Here is a 16567-nt window from a genome sequence, read left to right as displayed (position 1 = left end):
GCCGCGCTCACCCGAACGGTCCCGAGCGCCACACGCCCTGTCGGCGGTCGAGCCACGCGACGACCGCGACGTGCGGGAGCGTCAGCGCCGCGATGGCGACGAGCGATACCGCGAGCGCGTCGCCGGGCGCGACCGCGCCGGCGGCCGCCGGCCCCCGCGGCACGACGAGTCCGACGGCGGCCACCACGAGGAACCCGCCGAGCGTGAGCGGCGCGGCGTCGCGCGCGAACCGGGAGAGCGCGCCGCGCAGGTCGCCCGCCTCGACCGCGCTCGCGGCCGTCGGATCCAACAGGACGAGCCGGCCGACGTGGCGGAGCGAGTGCCACAGCGCGAAGTACACGCCGATCGCGAACACCGGCGCGGCGAGCAGGAACCACGCCCATAGGAGGGCGACCTCGCCCGCGTCGCGGAGCCAGCCGCGACGGTCTGCACCCCCGCGGACGCGGACGTAGCCCGCGCCGATCGACGCGAGCGTCGCGCCGATCATGACTCCAGCGGTAGCCGTTCGCACACCGGGGACGAAAATCGGGTCGACGGCGGCCGACGCGGCCGCGTCCGCGAAGAACAGCCCGACGGTCCACTCGGCGACCAGTCGGTACTCCGCCGGGTGCGCGAGGAGGGGAACGGCCATCGGCAGTCCGCCGCGAACGACCGCGGCGAGTCCCCGCTCGACCGTCGTGGGAAGGTGATCGACGTCCGCTAGCGCGAGCGTCGCGACGTCGCCCTGCCCCCAGTGGAGCCACGTAAGCGCGACGAACGCGACGAACGCCGCCGCGGGCGCGACCGCGAATCCGACGACGACCGCGCCGCCGAGGACCGCGTAGACGGCGCCGACGGCCGCGAACGACCGGCGAGCCGAGACTCCCGCGACGCGCAGCGGAACGAGGTGGTCGATCGCACCGTGTGCCATCCCGACCGCGAGCGTGCCGAGCGCGAACGTGACGACGCCGACCTCGACCGGAAGGAAGGGGGTCGCCGCCCCGACCGGGAGCAGCGCCGCGAGCGCGAGCGCGGGACGCCGGGCGAACCAGCGATCGACCCGAGAACGGACGCGAGCCGTCATCCGTCGTCGAGCGGGTCGGCGACCGGACCGGGGGTCGGGTCCGCGGCCTCGACCGCGGGAGCGTCGTCGACGGCTCTCCGCCGGTCGCGCCAGTCGAGCGCCCACTCGAACAACACGATCCCGTTGACCGTCATCAGCCCGGCCGCGGCGAAGAAGGCCATCTCCTCTATCGGGAGTCCGAAGAGGGTGACGCCGGTCGTGAACTCCGCGGAGATCCGCCACGTCCCCACGCCGATCGCGATCCGGTCTGCGACCCAGAAGTACACCGCGGGCAGCAGCGTCGCCGGGACCCAGACGCGGGACGTGCGGACGAGGTAGCCGCCGCCGACGCCCCACTGGAGCGCGACCACCGGACCGACCCACGCGAGGAGGCCGCCGAGGTAGAGAAACCGGTCGCCGACCGCGACGAGTCCGAGCCCGACCGGAACGAGCGCGAGTCCGACCGCGGCTCCGGCGGCGCGCGGGAGCCGAGCGAAGTCGCCGTCGCGAAACGCGGGATCGAAGCCGATCCGGTGACACGCGAGCGCGACGGCGACCGTCTGGATCGCGAAAAAGAGGTACTCGCCGAGCGGGATCGACAGCGCTCGGACGACCACCGCGCCGTCGGCGTACGACCACGCGCCGCGGCCGATCATGTGGTGGATCCACGGCGTCGTGTACGCGTACGCGATGGCGACGAGGGCAGCGATCCCGCCAGCCGCGCGACGGCGACGGACCCCGGTGTACCGGGGTGCGACGCGCCACAGGACCGCGAGCAGCGGGAGACTGAAGACGAGGTGGAACTGGAGGTACGTCAGCGTCGGAATCACCGCGCCACCCCGGTCGAACCGACCATGTGACGGGATCCGAACGGGACGCTGTTAAGCCCCCCGCTCAAATTATCTCCGGCGGATCTGGCGTCTCAGTCCGACGCGGACACCACGCCGCGCGCTTCGAGCACGTCCCCGAGTTCGGCCATCGACTCGACGACGGTGTCACACGCGGGGCGGACTGCCTCCTTCGGGACGAAGCCGACCGCGAGGCCCGCAACTTCGAGCATCGGGAGGTCGTTCGCGCCGTCGCCGACCGCGACGGTCGCGTCCATCGGGTAGTCGAGGTCGTCCGCCAGCGCGGCGAGCGCGTCGTCTTTCGTCCCCTCGATGAGCGGTCCCTCGGCGTCGCCGGTGAGCCGCCCGCCGGACATCGGCAGCCGGTTCGCGACGATCGTATCGGCCTGGACGCCCGCCGTCGCCAGCGCGCGCTCGACGCCGCGCTCGAATCCGCCCGTGAGCACCGCGACGTGGTGGCCGTCGGCCTGCAATCGCTCGATCAGCTCGCCCGCGCCGGGCCGGAGCGTCACGTCGCCGAAGGCGGCCTCGACCGCCTCGGCGTCGAGCCCGCCGAGCAGCTCCGCGCGCTGATACAGGCTCTCGGCGTAGCTCAGTTCGTCGTTCATCGCCCGCTCCGTGATCTCGGCGACCTCGTCGGCGACGCCCGCGCGTTCGGCCAGAAGGACCGTCATCTCGGAGTCGGAGAGCGTGCCGTCGAAGTCGAACGCGATGAGACTCATGACCGACCGTCGGCGGGGGAGGCTTTTGTAACCGCGTGATCCGCGACGCGCCGATGGGACTTTCCGAGGCGGACGCGTTCGGTTCCGGCATGGACCGCGCAGACGTCGACGTCGACGACCTCCTGAAGGTGATACTGGGGCTCGTATTCGTGTGGCTTCTCGTGGAGATCCTCGGGGCCGTGTTGGATATCGCGGGCGCGCTGTTCGACCTCGTTCCGAACCTCCTCGCCGTCGCCATCGTCGTTCTCATCGCCGTACGGCTCGCCGATCGGTTCTGAGACGTGTTCAGCCTGAACGTCCCGATTCCCCCTTTGATACCGCGGCTCGCGACCGAACTCCACCCGAAACTCACGGGGTTCGATCGGGTCCGCGACCGCCACACACTCGTCTGCAAGCGGTTCGGGGTAAAAGACGTGAGAAGAGACGGTGAGACATCCGGCAATCTCCCGCCCCGAACCGTCGCGCTCGACCGGCTCCGCGAGCGGCTGCGGCCGCCGCTCACCCGAACCTCGCCGTTCGACGTCGCCGTGACCGGGGTGGACACCTTCGACGCGCCCGCCGCCGGCTCCGGCCCGGTCGTGTACCTCACGGTCGAGAGCGACGGACTCGTCCGGCTCCACCGCCGGCTCTGTGCCGCCTTTGCCCCGATCGAGGAGATCGAGGGCGACGACTACGTCCCGCACGTAACGCTGGCGCGCGGCGGCGACCCCGGGCCGGGCGTCGTCGCCGACCTCGTCGCGGGCGAGTTCGACCCGATCCGGTGGCGGGCCCACGCGCTCGACGTGTGGGACCCCGCGGCCCGCGAGGTCGCCGCGACCGTCGAACTGTGACCCGCGCCGCGCCGTCACCCGCCCCGCGCCGTCACCCGCCCCGCGCCGTCACCCGCCCCGCGACGGGGGATCGATCCGCCGGTCGTCGAGCGGCGTCGCGTCGTCGACGACGCCGCCCAGTCCCAACCGGTCGACGGTCGCCGCGGTCGGGAGGCCGGTCGAACCCCACCCGCGGGCGGCGTAGTACCGGTCGAGCAGCCGTTCGAACGACTCGGGATCGATCCCCGAGGGGCCGTCGGACGCCGCCGTGTGGAGCGGGGCGGGGAGCGCGTCGTCCGTTCGGTCGAACCCCTCGCGGGCGTTGAACAGCCGTGTCAGCGTCCAGATCCGCTCGCCCGTCGTCGCGAGATGCGTCACCCGATCCGGCGCGTCGCCGTCGGCCGTCGCGAGACCGGCGTCGGCCGCCGGGTGGTCGAGCGCGGCGAGCCACTCCGCACCGAGGTCGGTCCAGGCCGCCTCGCCGACGAAGTCGTCGACGACGAGGCTCCACAACACCGATCGAGCGTTCTGCTCGCCGATCACGGGCCGGACCCGGTCGCGCGGCCCGCGCCCGTCGGCGGCGAACGGCTCGCGGTCCTGGGGCCGCGAGCGTCGGTGGCACGCGCCGCGGTCGCTCGTCGCGTACGCGAGCGCGACGCCGACCGCCGCTCGGGGGTCGAACCCGGGAAGCGCCATCGATTTCACCGTCGGTGCGAGCGTCTCGCCGCCGAACCGCGCCGCCGCGGCGTCCACGCCGTCTGCGAGCGCGTCGGCGAGCCCCGGCGTCGCGTCGAAGTCGGGGGGATCCGCACGGGCCGCGATCGCCTCCAGCAGCCGTCGGACGCCCTGTGCGTCGCCGAACTCGACCGGGCAGTCGACGACGCCGGCGTCGTCGGCGCGGATCGCCCAAGCGGCCGCGTTGCCCGCGTCGATCACGTCGAGTCCGAGCCGGTCGCAGACGCCGCAGAGTTCGGCGACGCGGTCGAAGTCGTCGACGCCGAGGCCGGCCCCGAGCGAGATCGGGGCCGCGCCGCGGGGGACGACCTCCCCGTCGGGGGTGTCGATCCGGAAGCCGCCGGGGACGGAGTCGTCCGCTCGCTCGCGGCCGGTCGCGCGCTCCGCCGCCGCCTCCACGCCGATCTCGTCGGTGCCCGCGAAGCCGGTCGACGTCCACCCCTCCGCCGCGAGGAGGCCCACCTCGTTCGCGTAGTCGACCGTCTCTATCGTCTCTCCGGCCGCCTGCCACTCGCCAGTTCCGTCCCGGGCGTAGGCCGCGGCGTCGCGGTCGCGGAGCGCGGCGAGTTCGTCCGGGACGGTGGGGGGCGGGTCGCGGGCGACGACCGCCTTCAGCCGCTTCGATCCCATCACCGCACCCGCGCCGCCGCGGCCGGCGTGGTGGTCGCCGCCGTCGCTGGCTATCGTCGCGTACGCCGCCTCGCGCTCGCCCGCCGGGCCGACGCAGGCGACCGCCGCGTCCGGGAAGGCGGCGGCCGTCTCGGCCGTGTCCGCACCCCACGCGTCGGCGTCCGCGATCCGGGCGCGGCCGCCCGCCAGTTCGATCCGGACCGGACGGTCGGCCGCGCCGGTCACGAGGAGTCCGAGGCAGTCGTCGAGCGAGCCCGCGAGCCGGGCGGCGAACGCGCCGCCGCCGTACGAGTCGAGGAAGCCGCCGGTGAGCGGGGACTTCGTCACAGCGGCGTACCGCGTCTCGCCGGGCAGGTACCCGGAGAGCGGTCCCCCGAGGAACGCGAGCAGGTTCTCCGGGCCGGTCGGGTCGACCCCGGGAGACAGTTCCTCGTAGAGGTACCGCGCGCCGAGCCCCTTCCCGCCCACGTAGTCGCGCCGCCACTCCCGCGGGACGCACTCGCGAGCGGTCTCGCCCGTCGAGAGGTCGACCCGGAGGACGTGCGTGCGAGTGCGACTCATCCAAACGGTGTGCGCGGCGGAGACGTATCAATCTGTTCGCCGTCGGCCCGGTCGCCCGGAGTTCGAACCGGTCCGACCGTCAGAGTGAGGCGGGAGGGGGCCGAAGGCGATCCCATGGATGAAGCCGACGCCACGGAGGTGACGACCGCGCTCGACGCCCGCGACGCCACGGTCTGCGTCGTCGGGGCGGGCGGCAAGAAGTCGACGCTGTTCGCGCTCGCCGACCGCCTCGACCGCCCGGTGGTGACCGCGAGCGTCAGGATTCCGATCTTCGACGACCGAGTCGCGACCGTGCGGGTGACGGACGACCCGCTCGCCGCGATCGACGCGGCGGGGGAGGACGACTGGCCGCTCGGACTGGTACCCGAGCGGGACCGCGCGGACCGCTATCTGGGGTACGACGCGGAGACCGTCGCCGACGTCGCCGACGTCGCGCCCGGCGCGACCCTCGTCAAGGCCGACGGCGCGCGCCTCCGCGAGTTCAAAGCGCCCGGCGACAGAGAACCGCAGGTCCCGGAGACCGCGGACGTGGTCGTCCCGATCGCGAGCGCGCACGTCGTCGGCGAACCGCTCACCGACGAGCTCGTCCACCGGCCGGAGCGCGTCGCCGAGATCGCGGACCGGACGCTCGGCGACCCGGTCCGGCCCGCGGACGTCGCGGCCGTGCTCGCGAGTCCGGACGGCGGACTGAAGGGCGTCCCCGACGGCGCGACGGCGATCCCGATCATAAACAAGGTCGACGACGAGGCGGACGCGGCCGCGGCCCGCGAGATCGCAGCGGGAGTCCTCGACCGCGCCGACGTGTCCCGAGTCGTCCTCACCCGGCTCGTCGAGGCGGGCGACGTCGCGGACGATCCGGTCGTCGAAGTCGTCGAGTAGGCGGGGCGGGCGGCCGCCTCACGCGTCTTCGGGAGCCGCGGCGTCGTCGGGCAGCGCCGAAAACGACCGCCAGAGCGCCCGGTAGAGCGTCCACGCGTCGACCCCTGTGCGCTCCATCACCGACCGACAGGCGGCGTCGAACTGCCGGTAGTCTGCGATCGACGGCGAGTCCGGGTAGGGTCCGTCGAGTTCGCCGGCGGCGACGAGCACGCGCCACGTCCGGGGGTCCATCGCGACGAACCGTTCGGGCGCGAGAAACTGGAGGAACCCGGACGCGACCGCGACGTCGACCCCGTCGAGCGCGGCGAGCGCCGAGAGGGCGGCGTCGACGTCTCGGTCGTCCGAGGGGCCGGCGTCGCCCTCGTCCTCGCGTTCCGTTCCGACCGCGTCCGCAGCCGTCCCGATGGCGTCGACCACGTCGCCGAAGTCGTTGTCGCGGAACGCCTCCTCTCTCCCGCGGCGCGCTCGGTCCGGGTAGTCGCCGAGGTACCGCCGGAAATACCACCGGACTATCCACTGTGCGTCGCGTCGGCCGTACTCGTCGCCCGCGAACGTCGCCGCCACCGTCTCGACGTGCTGACGCTCCACGTCGTACAGCGGCTCTGACTCCACGTACTCGCCGGCGCGGTCGCGAACGGCGGACTCGCTCAGCTCCATCGACTGCCAGTACGGCGGTTTCGCCTATGAACGTTCGTCTCGATCGCGTCCCGGCCCGACGGTCGTGATCGATCGTTTGATACCTTCGTGGGTACTGCTAGCACGTATGGCAGACGACCGGATTCCGGTGACCGTCCTCAGCGGCTATCTCGGTGCGGGCAAGACGACGCTCGTCAACCACCTGCTCTCGAACCCCGGCGACCGTCGGATCGCCGTCATCCTGAACGACATGGGCGAGGTGAACGTCGACGCCGACCTGATCGCCCGCGAGAACGACGAGGAGGGGGTCGTCGACCTCTCGAACGGCTGCATCTGCTGTCGGCTGCAGGACGATCTCCTCACGGAGGCGGCGGCACTCGCCGACTCCCGCGAGTTCGATTACCTCCTCGTGGAGTCCTCGGGCATCTCGGAGCCGGTGCCGATCGCGCGGGCGTTCACCGAGGGGACCGAGGACAGCGACGTCGACCCCCGAGAGCGGTTCCGGTTGGACACGATGGTCACCGTCCTCGACGCCTACGGCTTCTGGAAGGAGTTCGACGCGGGCGAGACGCTGCCGGGCGGCGCGCAGCCGGAGACGGACCGCCCGCTCGCCGACGTGCTCGTCGAGGGGATCGAGTTCTGCGACGTCCTCCTCGTGAACAAGACGGATATGGTGCCCGACGACGTGCTCGACCGGATCGAGTCGGTCGCAGAGCGGTTGGGACCCAGAGCGAAACAGATCCGGACCACCTACGCCGCGGTCGACCCCGACGAGGTGCTCGACACCGGACGGTTCGACTTCGAGACTGCGAAGCGGTCAGCCGGCTGGAAGCGCGCGATCGCAGAGGAGGAATCGGCGGACGGTCACGCGCACCACGAGGACGGTCACGCGCACCACGAGGACGGTCACGCGGAAGGCGCAGCCGCAGCACACGGGGTCGGCTCGTTCGTCTACCGCTCTTCGGACCCGCTCGACCCCGAGGCGCTCGCGGCGTGGCTCGACGACTGGGACGGGTCGATCGTCCGGGCGAAGGGGGTGGTCCGCGTCGCGGGCACCGAGGAGGTCGTCGGCGTGAGTCAGGCGGGGCCGTCGGTGCAGGCGGGACCGATCGGCGAGTGGGGACCGGACGACGACCGCCGGACGCGGCTCGTGTTCATCGGCGAAGACCTCGACGAGGCGGGGATTCGCGATGAACTGAACGGACTGGTGGCCGAAGAAGGGGAGCCGACGGCGGACCCCGACGCGGTGTTCCCGATTTAGATACCCAGTTCGCTCCGCAGGTCGTCCCACTCGTCGTGAAAGCCGTGGGTCGACTCCGTCTCCGTCTCTATCGCCGACTGGTAGGTCTCGTCGTACTTCAACAGCTCCCCCCACCCGTCGTGGAAGGCCCAGTTACAGTACTGACACATGGTCCGACCCACGCGCCCCGGTGACATACCCGTTTCGGCGATCGGCGACGGCGCGAGGTCGGAGCGAGGTCGGAGCGAGGTCGGCGAGTTCGCACGGGGGCGCGAGTGCGCCCACGCGGCGCGCCGACAGCCTGAACCGTGGTGGGTGCGTACACACCACAGACACGGGAAATCCCGCGTCGACGGACCAACCCATGCCAACGTACAGACGCGGCGGACACGTTCGAGAGGATGACGACGGCGTCGAACGAGAGTGTGCGCTGTGCGGCTGGCACTGCGTGGCCGACTCGTACCCGGCGCTCGTCCGGGAGTACCAGAGCCATCTCAGGACGGACCACCCGAAGGCGTGGCTCCGGGCGTGAGACGGGTCGCGGACGGTCAAAAAAGGCGAACTGGCCGCTGTCGGGGTCGAGCTGACGGCTCAGGGCTCTAACAGAACCTTCGTGACGCCCTCCTCGCGAGCGTCGAACGCCTCGTACATCTCGGGAGCCTCTTCGAGGTCGACTCGGTGAGAGACGACCCAGGACGGGTCCGCGCGGCCCTCGATGATCATGTCGCGGAGGTACCGGTTGTACTCTTTCACGTTACACTGGCCGGTCCCGCACTTGAGTCCCTTCTCGAAGAACTTCCCGAAGTCGATGCCGAGCCGCCCCTGTGCGGCCATGTCGTCCGGCGCGCCGGGGTCCTCGGGGACGTACAGTCCCGGAACGCCGAGCTGGCCCGTCGGTCGGACGACGCGGATCAGGTTGTTGAGCACGACCGCCGGATTCTCCTTGGCTGGCTGGTACGAGTAGTCCTCGGTGTCCTCGTCGACGTCGTCGGGGTCGGTCGCCTGGTAGCCGACCGCGTCGACGCCCTTGTCGACCATCCCGCCGTGTTCCTCGATGATCTGGTCGACCGGGTCGCCCTCGGAGAAGTCGATCGCGTGGGCGTCACAGTGCTCCTCGGCCAGCTCCAGTCGGCTCGGGACCTGATCCACGACGTAGATCTCGGCTGCGCCCTTGATCTTCGCGCTGTACGCGGCCATCAGCCCGACCGGCCCCGCGCCGAAGATGGCGACGGACTCGCCGGGCTGGAGGTCGGCCAGTTCGGTGCCGTGCCAGCCCGTCGGGAAGATGTCCGCGAGAAGCGAGAAGGCGTCCTCGTGTTCGCGACCCTCAGGCAGCTTCAGCGCGTTGTGGTCGGCGTACGGGACGCGCAGTTTCTCGGCCTGTCCGCCCGGGTATGGCCCCATAGCGACGTAGCCGTACGCGCCGCCGGCGAAGCCGGGATTGACGTTGGTACAGAACCCGGTGAATCCCTCCTCACAGTTCTGACAGAATCCGCAGGAGACGTTAAACGGCATCACGACGCGGTCTCCCTCCTCTAGGGTCGAAACCGCCTCGCCGACCTCGCTCACTACCCCCATGTTCTCGTGACCGAAGACGATCCCCTCTTCGGCCGCGGTTCGCCCCTCGTACATGTGGAGGTCGGAGCCACAGATACAGGAGGTGGTGATATCGACGACCACGTCGTTCGGGTGTTCGATTTCCGGTTCCTCTACCTCTTCTACGTCTACGTCGTACGGCCCCTGATATACTACTGCTTTCATACTGATTCCAACTGTACCATGTTAGCAAGTTGTAGTAAATGTTTTTCCATTATGAATATACTTAATAATATAATAGTGAGACATATTAACATGGGTCGTCGGGCAGATACCACGGTTCGTGTATCGCGCCGCACGCGACTGCCGGCCACGGCAGTGGAGACACCCCAGATCGCCGTGCCACCGCGTTGAGGCGGACCACCGACACACTCATGGATTAGGGCGATAGATCGTGTTACATGAACGCACACTGGGACGGTGAGACAGATGGCTAGTGAGCCGGACAACGGGGTAAAGACGATCTGCCCGTACTGCGGTGTCGGCTGCGGGATTCAGGTGCTCGACGGCGACGAGCCGGGCGAGATGCGGTTCATGCCGTGGGGTGACGCCCCGGTCAACGAGGGGAGCGTCTGCATCAAGGGCGGCGCGGCGACACAGGTCGTCGACCACGAGGACCGCCTCACAGAGCCGCTGATCAAGGAGGACGGCGAGTTCCGAGAGGCGACGTGGGAAGAGGCGCTCGGCCGAGTGGTCGACGAGATGGAGGGGATTCGGGAGGAACACGGCCCCGACGGCATGGGCTTTTTCGGCTCCTCGAAGACGTTCAACGAGGAGAACTACCTCATCCAGAAGCTGGCGCGGCGGTACGGCACCAACCAAGTCGATAACTGCACGCGGATGTGTCACGCATCGACCGTCTGGGCGCTCCGGACCAGCCTCGGGATGGGTGCGATGACGAACAGTATGGCCGACCTCGAAGAAGCGGCCGACGTGTTGTGGATCCAAGGCGCGAACCCCGGCGAGCAGCACCCGATAGCCAACAGCCAGTACTTCCGGCAGGCCGTCTTGGAGGGCGCGACGGTCATCCAAGTCGACCCGCACGCGAACAAGACGACGCGGTCGTTCGAGATCGACGAGACCGACCGCCACATGCACCTGCAGTTGAACCCCGGGAGCGACATCCCGCTCTTGAACGTCGTCCTGAAGACGATACTGGAGCGCCACGAGCAGGAGCCGGACGCGGGCTGGATCGACGAGGAGTTCGTCGCGGAGCGCACCGAGGGGTTCGAGCACCTCAAGGAGACGCTCGCCGACTTCGACAAGGCGGCCGCCGCCGAAGAAGCGGGCGTCCCGCTCGAAGACATCGAACTCGCCGCGGAAAAGTACGCGATGGCGAACAACGCCGCCATCTTCACCGGGATGGGGATGAGCCAGCACACCTGCGGCGTCGACAACGTCCAAAACGAGATCAACCTCGCGCTCATCACGGGCAATCTCGGCCGGCCCGGCACCGGCGTCAACCCGCTTCGGGGACAGAACAACGTGCAGGGGACCTGTGACGTGGGCGCGATGCCGAACGTCCTCCCCGGCTACCAGCTCGTCGACGACGACGAGGCCCGCGAGTCGGTCGAGGAGGTGTGGGGCTTCGAGGTCCCCGACGAACCCGGGCTCACGAACGTCGAGATATCCCATGCGATCGGCGACACCGTCCACGGCCTCTACGTCATGGGCGAGAACCCGATCATGAGCGAGCCCGACGGCAACGAGACCGAGCGTCGGTTCCGCGAAGAGCTCGATTTTATGGTGGTCCAAGACATCTTCATGACCGAGACCGCCGAGCTCGCGGACGTCGTCCTCCCGGCGACGACGTGGGCCGAGCGCGACGGGACCGTCACCAACACCGACCGGCGCGTCCAGCGCATGCGCGGCGTCCACAAGGTTCACGAGAACACGCGTCACGACCTCGACATCCTCTGTGAGGTCGGGACGCGGCTGTTCGGGGGCGACGAGTTCGACTTCGACGGGCCGGAAGCGGTGTTCGAGGAACTCCGAGAGGTCTGCCCGATCATGCACGGGATGACCTACGACGCGCTCGGCGAGACGGGGATCCACTGGCCCTGTTACGAGGAGGGCGACGAGGGTGACTCGTACCTCTACGAAGACGAGTTCGAGACCGACGACGGCCTCGGACGCATCGAGGGCGTCGTCCATCAGGAGCCGAAGGAGACGCCCGACGAGGAGTATCCGCTGGTGTTGACTACCGCCCGGCTCGAAGAGCACTACAACACCGGGACGATGAGCCGGCGTTCGCCGACGCTCTCCCGACAGCATCCGGAGAACTTCGTCGACGTCCATCCCAACGACGCCGAGCGGTACGGTATCGAAGACGGCGACTACGTGACGCTCAGATCGCGACGCGGAGAGATCCGCGTCCGCGCCGACGTCACAGAGGACATCAAAGAGGGTGTGGTCTGGACGACGCCGCACTTCGCGGCCGCCTCCGCGAACCGCCTCACCAACGACGTGCTCGACGAGCGCGCAAAGATACCCGAGTACAAGGCCGCGGCCGCCGAGATCGATGTCTCCATCGAGTCGGCGGGCGACGAACCGGCATCCGCGGACGACTGATCGAGTCGGCGGGCGACGAACCGGCATCCGCGGACGACTGATCGAGTCGGCGGGCGACGAACCGGCATCCGCGGCGTCCGGTTGTTCCTGTTTTGTCACCGATCGTCGAGCGCCCGCTCGACGACCGCCGCGGCGTCGGCGAGGTCATCGCGCGTGTTGACGTTGGTGAACGTGCGCGGCGTCGTTCGGGCGCGGATCGCCGCGTCGCCGACGACCGCGCGGTCCAGTTCGTCGAGCGCCGCCAGTACCTTCCGGTCGCCGCGGGCGAGCGCGCGGTCGCAGGCGGCCGCCGTCGGAGCCGTCCGGTAGACCGCCTGCGTGGTCTGGAGCCACCGGTCCTCGAGCCGCGGCACCGCGGCGTCGTGGTCCGCGGCGTCCTCGACGAGCGTCGCGACGAACGCGGGGTCGACGAACGGCATGTCGCAGGCGACGACGACGGCGTACGTGCCCGGAGCCGTCCGGCAGGCGTTCCGGATCCCCGCGGTCGGTCCGAGTTCGGGCTCCTCGTCTATCGCCCAGCGGACGGGAAGCGGGACACCCTCCAGCGCGGCCGCGATCGCTTCCCGCTGGCCCTCCCGACAGTTCACGACGAGGTCGTCGACGACCGGGTCGCCGGAGGCGGCGCGAGCCGCGCCCGGTGGGATCGGATCGTCCGCGCCCGCGAGCCGGTCGGCCACGCGACGGATCAGCGGGACGCCCGCGAGTTCCGCAACCGCCTTGTCGGCGTCGCCGAAGCGGGTCGAGCGGCCGCCCGCGAGAATGGCTCCGCTGGTCACGGACGAGACGTCGGCGGCGACGGTCTTCGGCGTTGCGGTCGACGCGGGCGATCACGCGAGCGGCGGGTCGCCGGCTACTCCGCGTCTGCGACGTCCGGGTCGCCGACGGCGTGATGCGGCCCGACCGGTCCGTGCGTCGGGCAGACGCCCGCGATCGGGGTTGCGTTGAGACAGCAGGCGCGCTGCTCGGCGGCGATCGCGCCCCGGCGGAGCGGCTCGCCGCAGCGACGACAGTACGAGTCGGCGCGTTCGGCGTCGGGACCGCCGCGCCCGCCCGATTCTCCGGCCATCTCTCACCGCTCGTGCACGCGCATCGGGACCGGGTGGTCGGGGTGCATCGTCAGCGATCCGCGGACGGACAGATCCGGACCCTCGTAGTCGAGTTCGTACGCGGAACAGACCGTAGCGAGGATGAGCTTGGCCTCCAGTAGCGAGAACGACTTGCCGATGCAGTGGCGCGGCCCGCCGCCGAACGGGAAGTACGCGAACCGGGGGCGCTCGCTCCGACGCTCGGGGTCCCACCGACCGGGATCGAAGGTCTCCGGGTCGTCGTACCACCGCGGCGACCGGTGAATCACCCACTGCGGGAGCATGAGCGCCGACCCCTCCGGGATCCGGTAGCCCCCCAGTTTCACGTCGAGTTTCGGCTCGCGGAATAGGGTGTAGACGGGAGGATACAGGCGCATGGCCTCGGTGAGCACGCGGTCCGTGTACGTCATCTCGCGGGCGTCGGCCGCGGTCGGGGGGCCGTCGTCGGTCGCGGCCTCCGCCTCCGTTTCGACCCGCTCGCGGGCGTCGGGGTGGTTCGAGAGGAGGTAGAACGTGTAGGTGAGCGTGAGCGCGGTCGTGTCGTGGCCGGCGAGCAGCATCGTGACCAGTTCGTCGCGGAGGTTTTCGTCGGTCTGCTCGCCGCGGTCGCGAGCGCGGAGCAGGACGGAGAGGAGGTCCATCGGGAGGTCGCCGTCCGGGTCACCCGCCGGACCGGGGACCGCGACGCCCTCGGGGCCGGCCGGATCGGCTTCGGGGTCGCGTTCCGTTCCGAGCCGACGCTCGACGATGCCGTCGATCACCGATTCGAGGGTGTCGACGGCGGCGTCGAACTCGCGGTTCTCGCGGGTCGGCACCCAGTTCGGGATGAGAAAGCGCCGCGGATCGGGCTCGAACCGGGCACCGAGCGGCTCTAACTCCTCTTGGACCGTTTTGACTTCCTCGTCGCTAACGTCGGCTCCGAACATCGCCGAGACGATGATCCGCACCGTGAGCCGGGCCAACTCCAGTTGCACGTCGACGGTCTCACCGGAGGTCCAGTCGGCAATGTACTCGTCCGTGTGCTCGACCATCGTCCCCGACAGCGCGGCGATCCGGCTGTTGTGGAACGCGGGGTTCGCGAGGTCTCGCTGGCGGCGCCATGTGTCGCCCTCGCTCATGAGAAGTCCCTGTCCGAGCAGTCGGTCCATCGCATCGTCGCCGAACTGCGGCTTGCGATACCGCTCCGCGTCGGCGACGAGGACGCGCTCGACGTCGGCAGGATTCGCGAGCAGATACGTCTCGCGGGGACCCAGATCGAACCGGATCACGTCGCCGTAGCTGTCGGCGCAGGCGCGCATGAATCCGAAGGGGTCGTCGGCGTACTGTCGGCCGTTGCCGAAGAGGGGATCACCGATGGGTCCGGGCGGCGTAGCGGACATACGAGTTCTGGGGGCTCGTCGGGGTTAAACGTTCGGCGCCGGCAGAATACGATATCGAAGAGAACCGGCGAACACCGGCGATCAGTTCGCGTCGACGGCCGCGATCAGTTCGCGTCGACGGCCGCGATCAGTTCGCGTCGAGTCGCTCGACGCGGGTGATGAGTTCGTCGACGGCGACCTCCTGTTCATTGGTCGCGGCCACGATGCGGTCGGTCGCCTCCTCGGTACGGTCGGACCGCTCGCGGATCGCCTCGAGCGACGAGGTTAGCTCCTCGACGGTAGCGGCCTGATCGTCGGTGGTGCGGGCGACCTCCGCGACGCCCGCGGCGGCCTCGTCGACCGCGTCGGCGATGTCTTCGAGCGCGTCGAGGACCGTCTCGATCTCCGCGCCGGCGTCGTCGATCCGCTCGTGCGAGCGCTCGACCGCGGTGCTCGTCTCCGCCGACTGCGCCTGTAACTGATCGAGACTTTGGGTTATGTCCTCTGTGTACCCGCGGGTCTCGTCGGCGAGCTTTTTCACCTCCTCGGCGACGACTGCGAAGCCGTTACCGTCCTCGCCGGCGCGAGCGGCCTCGATGTTGGCGTTCAACGCGAGCAGGTTGGTCTGCTCTGCCACGTCCGAGATCACTTCGATCACCTCCTCGATGTCGTCCATCCGTTCGGAGAGCGCGCCGACGCTCTCGACGAGCTCGTCGCCGATCTCGACGACATCTTCGGTCGCCTCGCGGGCGTCCTCGCTGGCGTCTAGTCCCTCGTCTGCCGCCTCGCTTGCGGCGACGGCCGCGGAGTCGACCTGGTCTGCGGTCGCGGCGACCTCTTCCATCCCCGCCGAGAAGGACTGCATCTCCGAGACGCTCTCGTCTAACAGCTCGTTCTGCTCGTCGACGTTCTCCGCGATCTCGTCGGCCGCCGCGCTCGCCTCCTCGACGGTCGCGTCGATCTCGCGCGCCTGCTCGTGAACGCCGTTCGAGAGGTCTTCGAGGTTCGCGGCCATCCGGTTGACGACGTCGACGACGCGGAGCAGTTCGTCGTCGAGCCGGTCGAGCTCGTCCGTCCGCTCCGCGCGGGCGTCGAGGTTCCCGTTGCCGATCGTCTCCGCAGTCTGCCGGATCTCGGTGACCAACTGGCTCGTCGCCTTGCGGTCTTTCACGTCATCGGTCCGGTCGATGACGACCTCCGTGACGCCGACGACCTCGTCGTCGTCGCCGTACAACACGGTGGCCGTGAACTCGATGTGCTTCTCGTCGCCGTGGCGGTCGACCATCGTGCTCGTGTCGCGGTAGCGGTTGCGGGCCGAGTCACAGCGCTCCACGTCGTACACCTCGTCGGCGGTCTCCGGGGAGTCGAGCACCTTGTCGGCCAAGGTGTCGGCGCGGCGACCGTCGGGGTAGAACAGCTCCGAGACGTGACCGTGTCCGATCGCGTCCTCGCGCTTGGACCCGGTGAGCGAGGCGATCGCCTCGTTCCACTCGGCGACGTTGCCCTGACAGTCCAAGATGAAGGTCGGGACGCTCGTCGCGTTGAACACCTGCTCGAAGCCGGCCCCCGCGAGCGTTCCCGCGCGGTTGACGCCGTCTTCGTCCCGTACCTCGTGAGAGTCCGTTCCGCTCTCGCCGAGTTCGGTGGTCGGTCGGTCAGTGTCCCCAGTAGCGGATTGGTCGGCGTCGTCCACGACGATGCCGCCGTCCGTGACCGACCGCGAGTCTCGGTCGTACCCGAGCGCCCGTCGGAGCAGTCCTCGAAGTCTCGTCATTTCTGTGTGGGGGTCGCCAGACGACCTATATAAACGGTCGTCCCCGAGATTCACGACTGATAACCGGAGCCCGCGGGTGCG

17 protein-coding genes are annotated in these 16567 nt (G+C 69.8%); 6 read left to right on the top strand and 11 right to left on the bottom strand.

Annotated features, from left to right (window positions below):
- Positions 1–7: 7 nt before the first annotated feature.
- The 3 genes from EP28_RS10115 to serB all read right to left on the bottom strand — a co-directional run bounded on the left by EP28_RS10115 (position 8) and on the right by serB (position 2612).
- Positions 8–1063: a Brp/Blh family beta-carotene 15,15'-dioxygenase gene (locus tag EP28_RS10115; RefSeq protein ID WP_049983908.1), complete on the bottom strand. Its 1056-nt coding sequence runs from the start codon at positions 1061–1063 to the stop codon at positions 8–10.
- Entirely contained in the window at positions 1060–1872 is an 813-nt protein-coding gene (locus EP28_RS10110; RefSeq protein WP_049983907.1) for a lycopene cyclase domain-containing protein, read from the bottom strand. Before EP28_RS10110 ends, EP28_RS10115 begins: the two co-directional genes overlap by 4 nt.
- A gap of 92 nt (positions 1873–1964) precedes the next feature.
- The gene (serB, locus tag EP28_RS10105; protein ID WP_049983906.1) at positions 1965–2612 is read right to left on the bottom strand and encodes a phosphoserine phosphatase SerB; all 648 of its coding nucleotides are present in this window, start codon (positions 2610–2612) and stop codon (positions 1965–1967) included.
- Between the two features lie 53 nt (positions 2613–2665).
- Between serB and EP28_RS10100 the strand changes: the two genes are divergently transcribed.
- Both EP28_RS10100 and EP28_RS10095 read left to right on the top strand, forming a co-directional pair.
- Positions 2666–2890 (top strand): DUF7554 family protein, encoded by a 225-nt coding sequence (locus tag EP28_RS10100; protein ID WP_394297602.1) that lies wholly within the window; start codon positions 2666–2668, stop codon positions 2888–2890.
- 3 nt (positions 2891–2893) lie between these two features.
- Positions 2894–3442 carry a 2'-5' RNA ligase family protein gene (locus EP28_RS10095; protein WP_049983905.1) on the top strand — a complete coding sequence of 183 codons (549 nt, stop codon included), beginning with the start codon at positions 2894–2896 and terminating at the stop codon, positions 3440–3442.
- Between the two features lie 48 nt (positions 3443–3490).
- Here EP28_RS10095 and EP28_RS10090 read toward each other — a convergent pair whose 3' ends face one another.
- Positions 3491–5347, bottom strand: a complete 1857-nt coding sequence (locus EP28_RS10090; RefSeq protein WP_049983904.1) for an aldehyde ferredoxin oxidoreductase family protein — start codon at positions 5345–5347, stop codon at positions 3491–3493.
- Positions 5348–5461: 114 nt separating this feature from the next.
- Between EP28_RS10090 and yqeC the strand changes: the two genes are divergently transcribed.
- Positions 5462–6226, top strand: a complete 765-nt coding sequence (gene yqeC, locus EP28_RS10085; protein WP_049983903.1) for a selenium cofactor biosynthesis protein YqeC — start codon at positions 5462–5464, stop codon at positions 6224–6226.
- 18 nt (positions 6227–6244) lie between these two features.
- On the opposite strand, the gene EP28_RS10080 is transcribed toward yqeC, so the two are convergent.
- Complete coding sequence (locus tag EP28_RS10080) at positions 6245–6883, bottom strand: hypothetical protein (protein ID WP_049983902.1); 639 nt, start codon at positions 6881–6883, stop codon at positions 6245–6247.
- Positions 6884–6989: 106 nt separating this feature from the next.
- Here EP28_RS10080 and EP28_RS10075 point away from each other — a divergent pair, with 106 nt between their 5' ends.
- Positions 6990–8123: a CobW family GTP-binding protein gene (locus tag EP28_RS10075; protein ID WP_049983901.1), complete on the top strand. Its 1134-nt coding sequence runs from the start codon at positions 6990–6992 to the stop codon at positions 8121–8123.
- Here EP28_RS10075 and EP28_RS14415 read toward each other — a convergent pair.
- Entirely contained in the window at positions 8120–8272 is a 153-nt protein-coding gene (locus EP28_RS14415; protein ID WP_196219634.1) for a hypothetical protein, read from the bottom strand. The genes EP28_RS10075 and EP28_RS14415 overlap by 4 nt on opposite strands.
- A 194-nt stretch (positions 8273–8466) precedes the next feature.
- Between EP28_RS14415 and EP28_RS14410 the strand changes: the two genes are divergently transcribed.
- A complete protein-coding gene (locus EP28_RS14410; protein WP_196219633.1) occupies positions 8467–8634 on the top strand; it encodes a hypothetical protein in 168 nt (55 codons plus the stop codon).
- A 59-nt stretch (positions 8635–8693) separates the two neighbouring features.
- On the opposite strand, the gene EP28_RS10070 is transcribed toward EP28_RS14410, so the two are convergent.
- A complete protein-coding gene (locus EP28_RS10070) occupies positions 8694–9863 on the bottom strand; it encodes a glutathione-independent formaldehyde dehydrogenase (protein ID WP_049983900.1) in 1170 nt (389 codons plus the stop codon).
- Positions 9864–10127: 264 nt separating this feature from the next.
- On the opposite strand from EP28_RS10070, the gene fdhF reads away from it, so the two are divergent.
- Positions 10128–12269 carry a formate dehydrogenase subunit alpha gene (gene fdhF / locus EP28_RS10065; RefSeq protein ID WP_049983899.1) on the top strand — a complete coding sequence of 714 codons (2142 nt, stop codon included), beginning with the start codon at positions 10128–10130 and terminating at the stop codon, positions 12267–12269.
- 95 nt (positions 12270–12364) lie between these two features.
- Here fdhF and EP28_RS10060 read toward each other — a convergent pair whose 3' ends face one another.
- From EP28_RS10060 to EP28_RS10045, 4 genes are all read right to left on the bottom strand, one after another.
- Complete coding sequence (locus EP28_RS10060) at positions 12365–13045, bottom strand: molybdenum cofactor guanylyltransferase (protein WP_049983898.1); 681 nt, start codon at positions 13043–13045, stop codon at positions 12365–12367.
- 74 nt (positions 13046–13119) lie between these two features.
- Positions 13120–13335, bottom strand: a complete 216-nt coding sequence (locus EP28_RS10055) for a hypothetical protein (RefSeq protein WP_049983897.1) — start codon at positions 13333–13335, stop codon at positions 13120–13122.
- A 3-nt stretch (positions 13336–13338) separates the two neighbouring features.
- A complete protein-coding gene (locus EP28_RS10050; protein ID WP_049983896.1) occupies positions 13339–14733 on the bottom strand; it encodes a cytochrome P450 in 1395 nt (464 codons plus the stop codon).
- 127 nt (positions 14734–14860) lie between these two features.
- Positions 14861–16486, bottom strand: a complete 1626-nt coding sequence (locus EP28_RS10045; RefSeq protein WP_049983895.1) for a methyl-accepting chemotaxis protein — start codon at positions 16484–16486, stop codon at positions 14861–14863.
- Between the last annotated feature and the right edge of the window lie 81 nt (positions 16487–16567).

Source organism: Halorubrum sp. BV1, assembly GCF_000746205.1.
Classification (GTDB): domain Archaea; phylum Halobacteriota; class Halobacteria; order Halobacteriales; family Haloferacaceae; genus Halorubrum.
This window is presented reverse-complemented; position numbering and strand designations above follow the sequence as displayed.